The organism is Lutibacter sp. A80 (genome assembly GCF_022429645.1).
GTDB lineage: Bacteria > Bacteroidota > Bacteroidia > Flavobacteriales > Flavobacteriaceae > Lutibacter.
The window spans coordinates 2919777-2936581 of the sequence record NZ_CP092480.1 but is presented as its reverse complement, the minus strand read 5'-3'; the positions used below and the strand labels follow the sequence as shown (position 1 = coordinate 2936581).

The 16805-nt window shown below is 30.0% G+C and carries 12 protein-coding genes; 10 read left to right on the top strand and 2 right to left on the bottom strand.

Features of this window, described 5'->3' with window-relative positions:
• Positions 1–13 precede the first annotated feature (13 nt).
• Positions 14–646 carry a hypothetical protein gene (locus MHL31_RS12120; protein WP_240226215.1) on the top strand — a complete coding sequence of 211 codons (633 nt, stop codon included), beginning with the start codon at positions 14–16 and terminating at the stop codon, positions 644–646.
• A 157-nt stretch (positions 647–803) separates the two neighbouring features.
• On the opposite strand, the gene MHL31_RS12115 is transcribed toward MHL31_RS12120, so the two are convergent.
• Together MHL31_RS12115 and MHL31_RS12110 are read right to left on the bottom strand one after the other, a co-directional pair.
• Positions 804–1655, bottom strand: a complete 852-nt coding sequence (locus MHL31_RS12115) for an IS3 family transposase (protein ID WP_240226214.1) — start codon at positions 1653–1655, stop codon at positions 804–806.
• A gap of 14 nt (positions 1656–1669) precedes the next feature.
• Positions 1670–2104: a hypothetical protein gene (locus MHL31_RS12110; RefSeq protein WP_240225903.1), complete on the bottom strand. Its 435-nt coding sequence runs from the start codon at positions 2102–2104 to the stop codon at positions 1670–1672.
• A 330-nt stretch (positions 2105–2434) separates the two neighbouring features.
• Here MHL31_RS12110 and MHL31_RS12105 point away from each other — a divergent pair, with 330 nt between their 5' ends.
• From MHL31_RS12105 to MHL31_RS12070, 9 genes are all read left to right on the top strand, one after another.
• A complete protein-coding gene (locus MHL31_RS12105) occupies positions 2435–3406 on the top strand; it encodes a ribonucleotide-diphosphate reductase subunit beta (RefSeq protein WP_240226213.1) in 972 nt (323 codons plus the stop codon).
• Between the two features lie 96 nt (positions 3407–3502).
• Positions 3503–5884: a ribonucleoside-diphosphate reductase subunit alpha gene (locus MHL31_RS12100; protein WP_240226212.1), complete on the top strand. Its 2382-nt coding sequence runs from the start codon at positions 3503–3505 to the stop codon at positions 5882–5884.
• 300 nt (positions 5885–6184) lie between these two features.
• Positions 6185–7609 carry a sulfatase gene (locus MHL31_RS12095; protein WP_240226211.1) on the top strand — a complete coding sequence of 475 codons (1425 nt, stop codon included), beginning with the start codon at positions 6185–6187 and terminating at the stop codon, positions 7607–7609.
• A 122-nt stretch (positions 7610–7731) separates the two neighbouring features.
• Complete coding sequence (locus tag MHL31_RS12090; protein WP_240226210.1) at positions 7732–8640, top strand: restriction endonuclease; 909 nt, start codon at positions 7732–7734, stop codon at positions 8638–8640.
• A 368-nt stretch (positions 8641–9008) separates the two neighbouring features.
• Positions 9009–9743, top strand: coding sequence for a hypothetical protein (locus MHL31_RS12085; RefSeq protein WP_240226209.1), 735 nt, complete (start codon positions 9009–9011; stop codon positions 9741–9743).
• A gap of 493 nt (positions 9744–10236) precedes the next feature.
• A complete protein-coding gene (gene ilvD / locus MHL31_RS12080) occupies positions 10237–11928 on the top strand; it encodes a dihydroxy-acid dehydratase (protein WP_240226208.1) in 1692 nt (563 codons plus the stop codon).
• Between the two features lie 387 nt (positions 11929–12315).
• Complete coding sequence (locus MHL31_RS16295) at positions 12316–12432, top strand: YoaP domain-containing protein (RefSeq protein ID WP_371824147.1); 117 nt, start codon at positions 12316–12318, stop codon at positions 12430–12432.
• Between the two features lie 198 nt (positions 12433–12630).
• Positions 12631–14883, top strand: a complete 2253-nt coding sequence (locus tag MHL31_RS12075) for an inorganic phosphate transporter (protein ID WP_240226207.1) — start codon at positions 12631–12633, stop codon at positions 14881–14883.
• 146 nt (positions 14884–15029) lie between these two features.
• On the top strand, positions 15030–16799 hold the full coding sequence (locus MHL31_RS12070) for a Na/Pi cotransporter family protein (protein ID WP_240226206.1): 1770 nt from the start codon (positions 15030–15032) through the stop codon (positions 16797–16799).
• Positions 16800–16805: the final 6 nt, after the last annotated feature.

Below are 16805 nucleotides of genomic sequence, written 5' to 3'. Positions count from 1 at the left end.
AAAACTTAAAATTATGAAACGTATAGTATATTTATTAATAACAGTAGCCTTTTTAGGCTCATGTGCAACCACAACAAAAACAACAGAAGTAACCAAAGCTAAACCAATACCTCCTAAAGGTGTTACTTTCACAAAAGTTGAGAATCTATATGCATTTGCTTCTATTCAAATGCCTTTCGAGGGTAACGGATTTGGGAAATGGAAATCATCTAGCAACGAGAACGATGCTGGGGAGATTATAAGAAACATTAAGTATAAAGGCTCTCAGGTATTTGTAAATGATAAACAGTTGATGTCTAATATATTTAAGGCTATTGAAGATAAAAGTGATATTAATAATGTTCTTGAAGGTTTTAAAAGTCGGGGTTTTTTAAGTCATTGGCTAAGCAAAGATAACGTGATTCAAGAATACAGCGATGTAATAATAGGAGGTAAAACATGCAAAAGGGTTTTTGTGTCTTACAATTGGGACGATTCAACTGATTTCTATACACTTGCATATATTGTTCCTCACCATAAAACAACGGTTATGTTTTATATAGATCAAGCAACAACTTCTCCTGCTATGTTAGAAGAGGATGTTAAGGTGCTTGATAATGTCTTTAGTTATATGATTGAAACTGTTGAATTTAGAGAAGAAAAATAATATTTTAAAAAACACAACATACAATTAAATATTTAGTGTAATTCAGCATTATTTTTTAAAATAAAACTACTTAAATTAACAATAAATATTAAAAACTACTAAAAAATGTCTAGTCCTAAATAACCGATACAGATTATTAAAGGGTAAAAGTTAAAAATTAAAGCTGAATAATGACATCATTGTTCAGCTTTTTTGATTTGTATTGTTTTGGTTTAATTTTTTTTTGTGCGTGCATTTGTATTGGTGTTAGCATTTCGTTAGATAAATGAGGTCTTATATTGTTGTATATTTCTATTGCATTTTTGACCAGTTTCTCCTTTACTTTAAAATCTTGAATCTTCTGTGCTACACTAAATTCCTGTTTTAAAATTCCATTTATTCGCTCTGCAACTGCATTTTCATATGGATCATATTTTTCAGTCATACTAGGCTTAATCTCATTGTTTTCTAATAGTCTTTGATATTCATTCGAGCAATATTGCAACCCTCTATCAGAGTGATGTATTAATGGACTTTCTTTGTATTTTCTATTATTTATAGCCATTTCCAATGCCCTCAATGAACCATCCATTGATAAAGATTTTGACACATCATATCCTACAATCTTTTTAGAATAAGCATCTGTGATTAATGCCAGATACGAAGGGTTGGTTCTCGTTCCGATATATGTAATATCACTCACCCAAACTGATTCAGGCCCTTCTATATCCATTGAGCTGACAAGGTTTCTGTGCTTTCTAAATCTATGATGAGAGTCTGTAGTTATGTGGTAGCTTCTTTTAGGTATTATTAACATATGGTTAGCTTTTAGTATTCTAAACAATTTATCTCTTCCTACTTTTAATAGTGATAATTTATCCTTTAACAGAAAGTATAATTTCTTACCACCCAATCTTGGCATTAGCATCCGAATATCACGAACCAAAACGATAACTTTTTGTGCTACAGTTTGTTTATGAAGTCTTGATTTTATGGATCTATAGTAAACCTGTCTGTTTACCCCGAGCAAATCACAGGTAGAAACTAAAGTTTCTTTATATTCTTCTTTGAAGATGTTGATAAGTCGGGTGTGTAATTTTTTCTTATTTGAATATCATATTCCTTTTCTGCCATATCAACAAGCATATCGAAAATAATAACCTTTTTATCAGCACGTTCTGCTAGATGTTCAGCTCTAGCTTTCTGTTTTTCAAGGAGCTTTATTTTAGCTTCAAGCTCAAGTATTTTTTGTTCTGGAGTTTTTGACATCGTTTTTGGAACTTGGTTTTCCCAATCAAAGTTACCATATTTTTGCAACCATTTGGTTACTGTAGCGTCTCCCTGAATACCATATTTACGCTTGGCTTGGGTTTTTGTTAAAAATCCTTGTTCTACTTCTTCAACTAATTGAAGTTTAAAAGAAAGCGAGTAATCTTTTTGAGTTCGCTTTGCTGCACCTGATTTGTCTGATGTTTTCATTACACTTGTGTTTTAGTGTATCGCTATTTCAGGACGGGACAAAATTATTTTAAAAAAAGAGTACAATTTGTTGTGCTCTTTTTTTAATAATAGCATTTTTAAGAAACTCTAATAAAATCAACTAGCGACCAAGTATCAACACTTATATTTAACTGATAATCAATATTTAATACTAATTAATCGTTTATTAAAAAACTCGTAAAATGTTAAAAACTTACTTGTAAATGTGAATAAGTGCCCTTTTTTTTTGTTTGTTTTTTTCTAATCTTTGTTTCTCTCGTTTTTACGAAAATCAAGCTTAATTTAACAATCCTAAAAAAAACACTTATAATGTCGTTTATCGAACCTATTTTGCAAGAAAACAAAGACCGATTTGTAATTTTTCCTATTCAACACCAAGATATTTGGGAATGGTATAAAAAACAAGAAGCAAGTATTTGGACTGCAGAAGAAATTGATTTACATCAAGATGTAATAGATTGGGAAAATAAATTAAATGACGACGAACGTTATTTTATTAAACACATTTTAGCATTTTTTGCTGCATCAGATGGAATTGTTAATGAAAATTTAGCTGAAAACTTTGTAAGTGAAGTTCAATATTCTGAAGCAAAATTCTTTTATGGTTTTCAAATTATGATGGAAAATATACACTCTGAAGTATATTCATTATTAATAGACACCTATGTTAAAAACGAAGCTGAAAAAGACGATTTATTTAAAGCTATTGAAGTATTCCCTGCTATAAAATTAAAAGCTGATTGGGCTTTAAAATGGATTGAAAGTCCAAGTTTTGCAGAACGTTTAATTGCTTTTGCAGCTGTTGAAGGTATTTTCTTCTCTGGAAGTTTTTGTTCAATTTTTTGGTTAAAAAAACGTGGATTATTACCAGGTTTAACTTTTTCTAACGAATTAATTTCTAGAGATGAAGGTTTACATTGTGATTTTGCAGTGCACTTACACAACAACCACATTGTACAAAAAGTACCAAAAGAGCGTATTACAGAAATATTAGTTGATGCGCTTGATATAGAACGTGTATTTATAACCGAATCACTTCCTGTTAGCTTAATTGGAATGAATGCTAAATTAATGACCCAGTATTTAGAATTTGTAACAGATAGATTACTTCTAGAATTTGGTTGTGAAAAAGTTTACAATTCAACAAACCCATTTGATTTTATGGAAATGATTTCCTTAGAAGGTAAAACTAACTTCTTTGAAAAACGCGTTTCAGATTATCAAAAAGCAGGAGTAAAATCTGGTGGAACTGGAAGTATCAGTTTCGATGCCGACTTTTAAAACGGCAATAAGCTTTTAACTAAAAGCAATTCTTTATTATTAAAATAAGTGATACCTGGCACCAATAACCAGTTAGCAACTACTAAAAACAAAAATATGTTTGTACTAAAAAGAGATGGAAGAAAAGAACCTGTAATGTTCGATAAAATTACAGCAAGAGTAAGAAAAATGTGTTATGGCTTAAACAGCTTAGTAGACCCTGTTAAGGTTGCTATGCGTGTTATTGAAGGCCTTTACGATGGTGTTACTACTTCCGAACTCGATAATTTAGCCGCTGAAACTGCTGCTACAATGACTGTACAACACCCAGATTATGCGCGTTTAGCTGCTAGAATTGCAGTTTCTAACCTACATAAAAATACCAAAAAAACTTTTTCTGAGGTGATGACGGATTTATACAATTATGTAAATCCTAGAACTGGAAAAAAGGCTCCTTTATTATCTGACGAAACGTATAAGGTAATTATGGATAATGCTGCAAAACTAGATTCAACAATAATTTACAACAGAGATTTTGGCTATGATTATTTTGGATTTAAAACATTAGAACGCTCTTATTTACTAAAATTAAACGGACAAATTGCAGAACGTCCGCAACATATGTTAATGCGTGTTGCTATTGGTATTCATCAAAATGATATTGATGAGGCTATAGAAACTTACGAGTTAATGTCTAAAAAGATATTTACACACGCAACACCTACTCTTTTCAACTCAGGAACACCAAAACCTCAAATGTCTTCTTGTTTCTTATTACAAATACAAGACGATAGTATTGATGGAATTTACGACACCTTAAAACAAACCGCTAAAATTTCGCAATCTGCTGGTGGAATTGGTTTGTCTATTCATAATGTACGTGCAACTGGATCTTATATTAGAGGTACCAATGGAACTTCTAATGGAATTGTACCAATGTTAAAAGTTTATAATGATACAGCGCGTTATGTAGACCAAGGTGGTGGAAAACGTAAAGGTTCTTTTGCTATTTATATGGAACCTTGGCACGCCGATGTTTTCGACTTTTTAGACCTTCGTAAAAATACTGGAGCAGAAGAAAAACGTGCAAGAGACCTGTTTTATGCCATGTGGATTCCAGATTTATTTATGAAACGTGTTGAAGAAAATGGAGATTGGACCTTAATGTGCCCAAATGAATGTCCACACTTATTTGACACCTATGGAGATGAATTTGAAAAACTATATACAGGCTACGAAAAAGTAGGAAAAGGAAGAAAAACAATTAAAGCTAGAGAACTTTGGGAAAAGATTTTAGAAGCTCAAATTGAAACTGGAAATCCATATATGCTGTATAAAGATGCAGCCAATAGAAAATCAAATCAAAAGAATTTAGGAACCATTCGTTCTTCAAATTTATGTACCGAAATAATGGAATATACCGCAAAAGACGAAGTTGCTGTTTGTAATTTAGCATCTATTGCAATTCCAATGTTTATTGAAGAAAATAAAAACGGTGAAAAATTCTTCAACCATCAAAAACTTTTTAAAGTAACTAAAAAAATTACACGTAATTTAGATACAGTTATAGACCGCAATTACTACCCTGTAAAAGAGGCTGAAAATTCAAACTTCCGCCACAGACCAATTGGCTTAGGAATTCAAGGCTTAGCCGATGCTTTTATTATGTTACGTATGCCTTTTACCAGTGATGAAGCAAAAAAATTAAACGAAGAAATTTTTGAAACTATATACTTTGCCGCAGTAACCTCTTCTATGGAAATTGCAAAAGCAAAAGAACCATACTCTACATACGAAGGCTCTCCAATGTCTAAAGGAGAATTTCAATTTAATTTGTGGGGTATTTCTGAAGATGATTTAAGTGGACGCTGGGATTGGAAAGCATTGCGCAAAGAAGTATTGGAAAATGGTGTTAGAAACTCTTTATTAGTAGCTCCAATGCCAACAGCTTCTACTTCTCAAATATTAGGAAATAACGAAGCTTTTGAACCTTACACTTCTAATATTTACACCCGAAGAGTTTTAAGTGGTGAATATATTATTGTAAACAAACACTTGTTAGAAGATCTAGTAGAATTAGGCTTGTGGAATAATGAAATGAAAGAAAATATTATGCGTGCTAATGGTTCTATTCAACATATAGATGTAATTCCTCAAGAATTAAAAGATTTGTATAAAACCGTTTGGGAAATGAGTATGAAAGATATTATAGATATGTCTCGACAAAGAGGTTACTTTATAGATCAATCGCAATCTTTAAACTTATTTATGCAAGATGCTAATTATTCTAAACTTACATCTATGCACTTTTATGCTTGGAAAAGCGGATTAAAAACTGGAATGTACTATTTACGTACTAAAAGTGCTGTAAATGCAATACAATTTACAGTTTCTAAGGAAAAGAAAGCAGAAGACGCGCCACTTAGTCCAGAAGAACTTAAAGCAATGTTAATTGCCTCTCAAAACAATCCTGATGATTGTGAAATGTGTGGTTCTTAAATAAAATTAAAAATAAATGTTAATATCTTGTGAATAAGATATTTTCATAAAACAATTATATATTGTATTTTTAATGATATTTGGCTAATTAATATTTTGTTCTTAAATAAGTAATTTAACTACGGTTAATAACTGACTTAAATAGTCAACCTAATAAACTAGAACCTCATTTTTACTTAAAATGAGGTTCTTTTTTTATACAAATTATTTAAATTATCAATTAAATCTTTATTTTTGTATAAACCAGACTTGATGAAATTACGGCATAAATTTCATTAAAAACAACCATAAAATATATTAATGAATTTCAATAAATTAATTATTTGGACATTTTTGTCATTTATTTTAGCAACTAGCTGTAAACAACCAAAACTTTTAAAAAATCCTAATATTTTACTTATTTGTGTAGACGATTTACGTCCAGAACTAAAAAGCTTTGGAGCAACTTACATCAGCTCTCCAAATATTGACAAGTTTACCGAAAAAAGCGTTTCTTTTTATAACCATTTTGTAAACGCCCCAAGTTGTGGACCCTCACGCTATACTATGCTAACAGGAAAATACGGACCCGCTACTAATAACGCACTTTTTTTAAGAGCAAACAAAATTACCAAAGGAGCTAAAATAGATCCAAGTATGCCCGAATGGTTTAAAACACATGGCTATACTACAGTTTCTGTTGGAAAAGTTTCTCATCATCCTGGCGGAAGAGGTGGTAAAGATTGGAATGATACTACCATTGTTGAAATTCCAAATGCGTGGGACAAACACTTAATGCCTGTAGCTGAATGGGAACACCCACGTGGTGCTATGCACGGATTAGCACATGGAGAAATTCGTGTAAATAGCAACAAAATGGATGTCTTTCAAACTGTTGAAGGAGCAGATACAATTTATCCAGATGGAGCAATTACAAATGAGGCTTTAAAACAATTAAAATCTCTAACAAACACTAATGAAAAACCATTTTTTTTAGCTGTTGGACTTATAAAACCACATTTACCTTTTGGAGCTCCAAAAGTTTACTTTGATAAGTATAAAAATATAGATTTACCTTTAATTAAACACCCTCAAAAACCTGAAGGACAAACAACTTGGCATAATTCCTCTGAATTTATGAAATACAACCTCTGGGGTAAAAATCCAAATAAAGACTCCTTATTTGCAGATGAAGTCCGCCGCCATTATGCAGCTTGTGTTAGCTATGCAGATGCACAAATAGGAAAAATTTTAACTGAATTAAAACGTACTGGAGCCGACAAAAACACCATTATTGTACTTTGGGGTGACCACGGCTGGCATTTGGGAGAACATGCAATTTGGGGAAAACATAGTTTATTTGAAGAATCTTTAAATTCTCCAATGGTAATTCAATACCCAAAAATGAACAATAAAGGAGCAAAATCCAATGCAATAGTTGAAACATTAGACATATTTCCTACACTTTGCGATTTATCAGGTATTGAAACTCCCACATTTACTCAAGGAACATCTCTTAGAACCATATTAGAAAACCCTAAAACCGAAGGGCATGTAGCAGTTGCATATAAAAATAACGCAACAACCATACGCACCAAAACACATCGTTTAGTATTACACAACAATGGTTTTGTAGAATTATACGACCATACAACACCTGAAAAAGAAACTAAAAACGTGGCTAATAAATATCCAAAATTAGTGGAAGATTTAAAAAAACAACTAAATGTAAAATTAAAGCAATAACACTATAAAATATAATTGTTATTTTTATAGTTGCTTTTACAGTTGAAGATAACGTATACAAGTAATTATGTTTATCATATTAGATGTTGGCTACAATTACGAAATAATAAATTGCAAAAAATATGATTCCAGATTATCAATCAATAATGCTTCCTCTTTTAAAAAAAATATCAGATGGAAAAGTATTTAAATACAGAGAATTAATTGAAGTTCTATCTAAAGATTACAATCTAACTGAACAAGAACAAAAAGAGTTACTTCCAAGTGGTCAACAACCTATTTTTGATAATAGAGTTGGTTGGGCTAATACTTATATGAAAAAAGCTGGTTTAATAAAATCAGAAAAAAGAGGACATTTACAAATTACTGATTTAGGAAAAAAGGTATTAAGTGATAATCCTAAAGAAATAAACAATCAATTTTTAAAGCAATTTGCTACATTCAATGACTTTACTAAAGTCAAGAAAAATGGGACTACAAAGTCAAAAGAAATAAAGGAGATTATTGAGGAAGAACAAACTCCAGAAGAAATGATCGAATATGCAAATCAAAAACTGACAAACGATTTATCTCAAGAACTTATAGAAACAATCAAAATTTGCTCTCCAAGATTCTTTGAAAATCTGGTTATCGATTTATTATTAGCAATGGGCTATGGAGGTTCGAGAGCTGATGCAGGAAAAGCAATTGGAAAATCAAATGATGGAGGAATTGATGGAATAATTAAAGAGGATAAATTAGGTTTAGATATTATTTACGTTCAAGCTAAAAGGTGGGACAGAACAGTTCCAACCAGAGAAATAAGAGATTTTGCAGGAGCTTTATTAGCTAAAAAAGCTAAAAAAGGTATTTTTATTTCAACTTCAGATTTTCCGAAAAGTGCTATAGAATTTGTAAGTCAAATAGAACCGAAATTAATTTTAATTGATGGACATAGATTAGGTCAATTGATGATAGAATTTAATGTGGGAGTTTCTACTCAAAGAACTTATAGTGTAAAAAGAATAGATAGTGATTATTTTGAAGAATAAAAAGTGGCAACTAACAACTCATCAAATTTATACCCAAAATTAAAGTAAAAAAAACGACAAACACCAATACCTTACAACTTAGAAGATTTTAGGTTTCAAAATTACAACTTTAGACCATCTATCTAACACAAAAACAGATTATTAATTGATAATTATATTTTGCAAAAAATATTTAAGTTAAAATATCTCTTAACAATAAAATTTAATTTAAGTTTGCACGCTCAAAAATATAGGTTTAATCCATCACTGAAGAAGATATTGGGATTAAATCAATAAAATTTGTGTAGAAAACACATACTTCAGTCATTAGCTCTTTAGCTTATGATGTAGTATGTGTTTTTTTTTGTAAAATTTTAAAATAAATAAAAATGAAAAATTTATTAAAAGTAGGCTTATTTTTTTTAAGCATTATTTCAATTGTTAACTGTTCTAACAACGAAGATTCAATTGATCTAGTAGATGATAGAAGTTTTATTACAGATTCAACTTCAGATTTTTTTATCAACTACGATGGCACTGTTAACATAACCGTAACAGGTGTATTCACAGATTCTGGTATTGCAGGTGAAGTAAAAAGACGAGGGTTTGTATATGGAAATACTCCTAACACTATAGTAAGCCTCGATAATACAGAGCCTTTATTAGGAAATAACCCTATATACACAACATTTGAAAACTTAGAAGCAGGTAAAACATTTTATGTGAGAGGTTTCTTTGAAATGAATGATGATACGTTTTTTTATGGTAATGAAATTCAGGTTTCAACAAATGTGAATGCAACTAGCACCCGTTCTATTTCTATGCTAATAAAATCCGAGTTATTCTTTTCAAATTCCGAAGGAATTACACCTGAATTAGAAGTTACTTCTATAGAAAAAGAATCACCTGTAGCTATTGGATTTGAGTATAGCGTCAATCAAGATTTTTCTGATAGTTCAATCATTCTAGATAAAGATAGACTTGGAAACATTTACTTAACAACCTATTCCGAATTTGTTGAAGGTTTAGCATCTAATACTGTTTATTATTTTAGACCTTATGCAAAATATGCAGATGGTTCAAAAACCAATGGCGGAACTAGTATTGCTTCTTTTACTAGGTAAATAAATTGTTTTACGGCAGATCAGAAATTGTCGTAAAAAATATACTTTTTATTAAGACAAAGGTCAAATTTGGTTTACCATACTGCAATGAAAAATAACAAAAAACCTTACTAGTAGTCAATCTTTTTCATTAAAACTAATCTACTTTAAAGAAGATCGAATGATCTTTTCAATTTGAGATAAAAAAATTACGGTATGGCATTAATTTTTGTAAAAATGTAAACTCCCTTACCGACAGCAACATATTGTATTAATTAAATTATTAATAAATCACAATTATTATAAGCAAATAGCAAAAAAACAACACCTAACATTCAAAATAATTTACTGCAAATACACTTCTTTTATAAAAACCATACCGGATTTTAAAGCACGTTATTTTATTTACTAAATTAGTAGCTTAAAATATATAAAAGCAGCTTATAAAAATCCATTGTTTTTATTTTTATAAGTAACTACAAATAAATTCCTTAAAATAAAAAAATAAAATATTATGAGAAGCGATGAAGTAAAAAAAGGACATCAAAGAACACCACATAGATCCTTATTTAGAGCAACAGGATTAGTTGATGCCGATTTTGACAAACCGTTTATTGGAGTAGCTAACTCCTATATTGAAATAATTCCAGGTCACTTTTTTTTAGACAGAGTATCTAGAGTTATTAAAGAAGAAATTAAAGCAAATGGCTGTGTTCCATTTGAATTTAATACAATTGGTGTTGACGATGGTATTGCAATGGGACATGATGGTATGCTTTTTTCACTCCCTTCGAGAGAGATTATTGCAAACTCTATAGAAACAGTAATGAATGCACATAAATTAGATGCAATGATTGCGATTCCTAACTGTGATAAAATTGTTCCTGGTATGATTATGGGCGCTTTAAGAGTAGATGTACCAACCATATTTGTAAGTGGTGGACCTATGAAAAAAGGATATACTAAAGATGGTACCCCAATTGATCTTGCTACCGCTTTTGAAGCTGTTGGAAAACACGAAGCTGGTGAAATGACAGACGAGGAATTAAACGATATTGAATGTAATGCTTGTCCAAGTGGTGGTAGTTGTTCGGGAATGTTTACTGCAAATTCTATGAATACACTTATGGAAGCAATGGGAATTGCACTTCCTGGAAATGGAACCATTTTAGCACTTACCAAAGAACGTGAAGAACTTTACAGAAAAGCAGCAAGAAGAATTTGTGAAATAGCAAAAAGCGAAGCGAAAACAAAGAAATTTAAACTTAAAAATATCCTAAATGAAAATGCTGTAAGAAATGCTTTCGCAGTTGATATGGCTATGGGTGGAAGTTCTAATACCGTATTGCATATGTTAGCTATTGCCAAAGAGGCAAATGTTAACTTTAACCTTGAAGATATCAATCATATTTCTAAAAAAGTTTCACACATTGCTAAAATATCGCCAAGTTTATCTACTGTACATATGGAAGATATCAATACTGCTGGTGGTGTAAATGCAGTAATGAAAGAAATGACCAAAAGAGGAGATAATATATTAAATGACAACCTTACAATTACTGGAGAAACAGTTTTAGAAAAAATTAAAGACGCAACTATAAAAGATACAAGTGTTATTCACACTATTGAAAACCCTTACTCTGAAGTAGGTGGACTTGCAATTTTATATGGAAACCTAGCAGAAGAAGGTGCTGTAATAAAAACCGCAGGAATTATTGGAGATAGAGCCTTAACCGGAACTGCAGTATGTTTTGACGGACAACAAGAAGCTATTGATGGAATTATAGGCGGTAAAGTAAAAGCCGGTAACGTTGTTGTTATTAGATATGAAGGACCAAAAGGAGGTCCAGGAATGCAAGAAATGTTAGCACCAACTTCATTAATTATGGGAATGGGATTAGGTGATAAAGTAGCTTTAATTACCGATGGTAGATTTAGCGGTGCTACCCGAGGCGCAAGTATTGGACATGTGAGTCCTGAAGCTGCAGAAGGCGGTATGATTGGATTACTAAAAGATGGAGATGAAATTCATATAGATGTAGATAAATATATTTTATCTGTAAATTTAAGTGATGAAGAAATTGCTAAAAGAAAAGCCGAATTTACACCTATCAAAAAAGAGTTAAAATCTAGTTGGTTAAAACAATATAGAGCTTTAGTTACAAACGCCAGTAATGGAGGTGTTTTAAAAACAGATTTGTTTTAAAAGCTATAAATGTAAATGCGCTATAATTTTTTATAGCGCATTTTTAATATAATACTTCTTCTAACAAGAAAAGTTAGAAAATTAAAAACCTTCAAACATAGCAATAAAGAACGTTTCTAAAATAAAAAAATCTTAAATTTAGACAGTAAAAATTGAATAGCTAATTAATAATTATCTAAAAATTAGTTCAATGAAACCGTTCATCAACCTAAATTTCAAAGACATAGCTAAAGAACATATTTGTTGCGCAATATCTGACAAAAAATGTGCTAGTAGTTATCAGGCAAGTATAAAAAAAAGGTTATGAAAAGCTCTTTTAAATGCCGCTTTGGATGCTGCTAAAAAACAAAGAAAAAATGGTTTAGTAACAGTTGTTGGCACTAAAAAATTATCAAACTAGACACCTTCAAAAAAACACAAAAAGCTCCAAGTCCTGCTACTATTTTTAGCTTATTTTTAAATGGAAGATTTATAACAACCGATATTAGTAGCTGTATGGATTAGTAGGTTTGATAAAGTAATCGAAAAATTAAAATAAAATGTACATAAAATTTAGTAAATTTAAGGTATATAACACAATGTGAATTTAATTTACAGGTCAATCTACGTAACATTAATTTAATACTAAATTAACATTAGTAACATTAACTTAATATACACTTTGTAGATAGAAAGTATTTTTGCCACATTAATAAAAAAGAAATGGAAAATATTTACATTTTAATGTTAGTAGCGCTAACGGTATTAGCAATTATAGATTTAGTAGTAGGCGTTAGTAATGACGCTGTTAATTTTTTAAACTCAGCTATTGGTTCTAAAGCGATTCCAGTAAAATCAATTTTAATTATAGCGAGTATAGGTGTTGCACTTGGAGCAATAACATCTAGTGGTATGATGGAGGTTGCTAGAAAAGGTATTTTTTACCCAAGTCAGTTTTATTTTAATGAAATAATGTTCATTTTTATGGCAGTAATGATTGCCGATGTTTTACTATTAGACGTCTTTAATTCATTAGGAATGCCAACCTCAACTACCGTATCTATTGTATTTGAATTAATGGGAGCTGCAGTTGCAATTTCATTAATTAAAATATCAAATAACGGAGAGTCGATTGCGGAACTTGGAAAATACATTAATTCTTCAACCGCATTAAAAATTATCTTTGGAATTTTATTATCCGTTTTAGTAGCTTTTACCATTGGAGCTATTGTCCAATTTTTGTCCCGTTTATTATATTCCTTTGATTTTCAGAAAAGAAAAAGCTATGTAAATGCGCTTTTTGGAGGTTTTGCAATTACTGCAATTACCTATTTTATTTTTGTAAAAGGAATGAAAGGAACTGATTTTTATGGAAATGTAAAACATTTAATTGAAGGAAGAACCTATGAAATAATATTCTATGGATTTGTATTTTGGACAATATTATCACAATTTCTGATAATGATTTTCAAAGTAAATATTTTAAAATTTATTGTTATTATTGGAACATTCTCTTTAGCAATGGCTTTTGCAGGAAATGATTTAGTAAACTTTATTGGAGTGCCTATGGCTGCGTTAAACTCTTACCAAGCTTGGTCTGGAAGTGGAGTTCAAGCTTCAGAATTTTCAATGGGTGTTTTAAAAGGCGATGTACAAGCACAACCAATATTACTTTTTATTGCTGGTTTAATAATGGTAGTAACTATTTGGTTTTCTAAAAAAGCTAAAGATGTTATTGAAACAGGTGTAAACCTTTCTAGACAAGGAGAAGGTCACGAAAAATTTCATCCAAATCCTGCTTCAAGAGTAGTTGTAAGAGGTGCTATTTTATTTAATAAAGGAGTTTCCAAAATAATTCCAAACCCTGTTATTAACTGGGTTGATTCAAAATTTCAAAAACCTGTAATAAAATTACCAAAAGACAAATCATATGAGCTTCCTGCATTCGATTTAGTAAGAGCATCCGTAAACTTATTTGTAGCAGGTATTTTAATTTCAATAGGTACTTCGTTAAAACTTCCTTTATCTACTACTTATGTAACTTTTATGGTAGCTATGGGTACTTCACTAGCCGATAGAGCTTGGGGAAGAGAAAGTGCTGTTTACCGAGTTGCTGGTGTTTTTAATGTAATTGGTGGTTGGTTTTTAACAGCTTTTTCAGCATTTACTTTAGCGGCAATTTTAGCTTACGTTATTTATTTAGGTGAAATTGTTTCAGTTGCCATCTTATTAATTATTGTTGCATTTTTACTAATTAGAAGTAAAATAAACCATGCAAAAAGAGCACAAGAGAAAAAAGAAAAGCGCTACATGGAACGCGCAGAACAAATTACAATTAATGAGGTTATAAACGAAAGTTCGGCTCATATTTCACAAGTTGTTAAACGTGTAAATAAATTATTTACAAATGTTGTTTCCGATTTATCTACACACGATTTAAATAAATTATCTAAAACCGATAAACACGTAAGAAAACTAAATAATGAAGTTAATGAGTTAAGAGAAGAAGTGTTTTATTTTATTAAATCTCTAGATGATACTTCTGTAAAAGCTAGTAGATTCTACATTTTAATTTTAGGTTATTTACAAGACATTACACAGTCTATTGAATACATTTCAACTACAAGTTACAAACACGTAAATAACAATCACAAACAATTAAAAGCTTCTTCTGTAAAAGATTTAAAAGCTATTAATAAAAGTTTAAATGTACTGTTAAGTAAAATTGAAACTGATTTTACTGCTAAAGATTTTGATAATTTATCTACAATTTTAGATGCAAAACAAGAAATATTTGACAATGTTTCCGAATCTATAGATAAACAAATTGCTAGAATTAGAACTGAAGAAAGCAGTCCTAAAAACTCATCATTATATTTTGGAATTTTATTAGAAACTAAAGATCTACTATATGCCTTAATGAGTTTATTGCAATTATTCCACGATTTTCAAATTCAAGAAAAAGCTAATAAATAATAATTATTTTTTTTAATATTATAGAGCCCTCAAGTAATTGAGGGCTTTTTAATTATAAATATTTTGTATGTTTACAAGTATACTCATGTGCTTTAAAATGAGTTTTAATGTCTTAAAAAGATCTTGTACCAATTACGTTTATATTTATGCTTAAAAAAATTATACTTACTCTTTTATTAATTGCACTAGCTATTACCCTTTATTTCAATCCAAATTTTGAAACTATAACAGCGGGTGTTGCAATTTTACTTTTTGGAATGGTATTATTAGAAGAGGGGTTTAAAGCATTTACCAGAGGTCCTCTTCAAAATTTTCTAAAAAAAGCAACCGATAAACTATACAAAAGTATTACTGCAGGTGCTTTTGTAACTGCATTAATTCAATCTAGCTCATTGGTTTCTGTAATTACTATTTCATTTATAAGTGCAGGTTTAATTACACTTGGAGGAGGTATTGGATTAATTTTTGGGGCTAATATTGGAAGCACAACAACCGCTTGGTTAGTAGCTGGATTTGGATTAAAAATTAAGATTTCTGCTTTAGCAATGCCAATGATTATTTTTGGTTTAATTTTTTCCTTTCAAAAATCTAGTACTTTAAAAGGTATTGGAAATATACTTGCTGGTTTGGGTTTTTTCTTTCTTGGAATCTTCTTTATGAAAGAAGGATTTGATGTTTTTAGCCAACATATAGACCTAACTCAATATGCCGTATCAGGATTTTTAGGCGTATTATTATATACTTTTATTGGTATAATTATTACAATTGTATTGCAATCTAGTGCTGCTTCTTTGGTATTGGTATTAACTGCATTATCAGCAGGTCAAATTGAGTATGAAAACGCCTTAGCTTTGGCAATTGGAGCAAATATTGGCACAACTATAACCGCTGTTTTAGGTTCTTTAAAATCTAATATTGCAGGTAAAAGATTAGCTGGAGCACATCTAATATTTAATATAATTACTGGTTTAATTGCCTTAATATTTATATATCCGCTTGCTTCGCTTGTAAATATTTTAGCTGATTTAGTACATATAGCACCAACAGATTACACCTTAAAACTTGCATTATTTCACACTATTTTTAATAGTATTGGTGTATTAATTATGATTCCGTTTATAAAAAAATTAGAGTCCTTTTTAATAAATTTCTTTAAAGAAAAATTAACTAAAGGTATTGATGAACCTAAATATTTAAATGAAGCTGTTTTAAAATATCCAGATGCTACAATTTCAGCTTTGGTTAAAGAGACTAAATTTTTATATAAAAACGCTGTATTTGAAATTGTTTCACACAGTTTAAATATTCATAGAAAAGATGTAACCTCTAATTTAAAAATTAAAACAGTTGTTAAAAAATCAACTAAAAATTTTAATGTAGATATAGAGAATTTATATTACAAAAAATTTAAAACCATTTATGGCGAAATATTAAGGTATGCCACAACCGCACAAAACGACCTAAAACTAACAAAAAAGCATAATAATTCTATAACAGATATTAAAATTGCCAACCGAAAAATGGTTGAAATAATAAAAGACGCTAGAGAATTAAACAAAAATTTAACCAAATCGTTAACTCTTAACAATAAAGATTTAATGAATGAATATAATAGTTTTAGAAAAAAATTAACGCAAGTTTTACGTATAATTCATTTGTTTAGAACCGAAGAAAATTCTGAAAAATATGCCGAAAAATTAAATATTTTAAAGAAAAAAGCTAAAGAAAACATTAGACAAAGTAATAAATCGATAGATAAATTAATTAGAAAAAATTTAATTTCTGCTGAAATGGCTTCTTCGCTATTTAATGACAATACGAATGTAAACGATATGATTAAAAAATTAATTCAAGTTGCAGAATTACTCTACGGAAATAACGATTCTCTTTTTGAAAATGAAGAATTACAATCTTAATTTTAA

Bases quoted from the DNA above. Each gene is read 5' to 3' on its own strand.
- MHL31_RS12110 (WP_240225903.1), bottom strand. From the start codon at position 2,104: ATGAAAACATCAGACAAATCAGGTGCAGCAAAGCGAACTCAAAAAGAT.
- ilvD (WP_240226208.1), top strand. From the start codon at position 10,237: ATGAGAAGCGATGAAGTAAAAAAAGGACATCAAAGAACACCACATAGA.
- MHL31_RS12070 (WP_240226206.1), top strand. From the start codon at position 15,030: ATGCTTAAAAAAATTATACTTACTCTTTTATTAATTGCACTAGCTATT.
- MHL31_RS12075 (WP_240226207.1), top strand. From the start codon at position 12,631: ATGGAAAATATTTACATTTTAATGTTAGTAGCGCTAACGGTATTAGCA.
- MHL31_RS12090 (WP_240226210.1), top strand. From the start codon at position 7,732: ATGATTCCAGATTATCAATCAATAATGCTTCCTCTTTTAAAAAAAATA.
- MHL31_RS12095 (WP_240226211.1), top strand. From the start codon at position 6,185: ATGAATTTCAATAAATTAATTATTTGGACATTTTTGTCATTTATTTTA.
- MHL31_RS12105 (WP_240226213.1), top strand. From the start codon at position 2,435: ATGTCGTTTATCGAACCTATTTTGCAAGAAAACAAAGACCGATTTGTA.
- MHL31_RS12085 (WP_240226209.1), top strand. From the start codon at position 9,009: ATGAAAAATTTATTAAAAGTAGGCTTATTTTTTTTAAGCATTATTTCA.
- MHL31_RS12120 (WP_240226215.1), top strand. From the start codon at position 14: ATGAAACGTATAGTATATTTATTAATAACAGTAGCCTTTTTAGGCTCA.
- MHL31_RS12100 (WP_240226212.1), top strand. From the start codon at position 3,503: ATGTTTGTACTAAAAAGAGATGGAAGAAAAGAACCTGTAATGTTCGAT.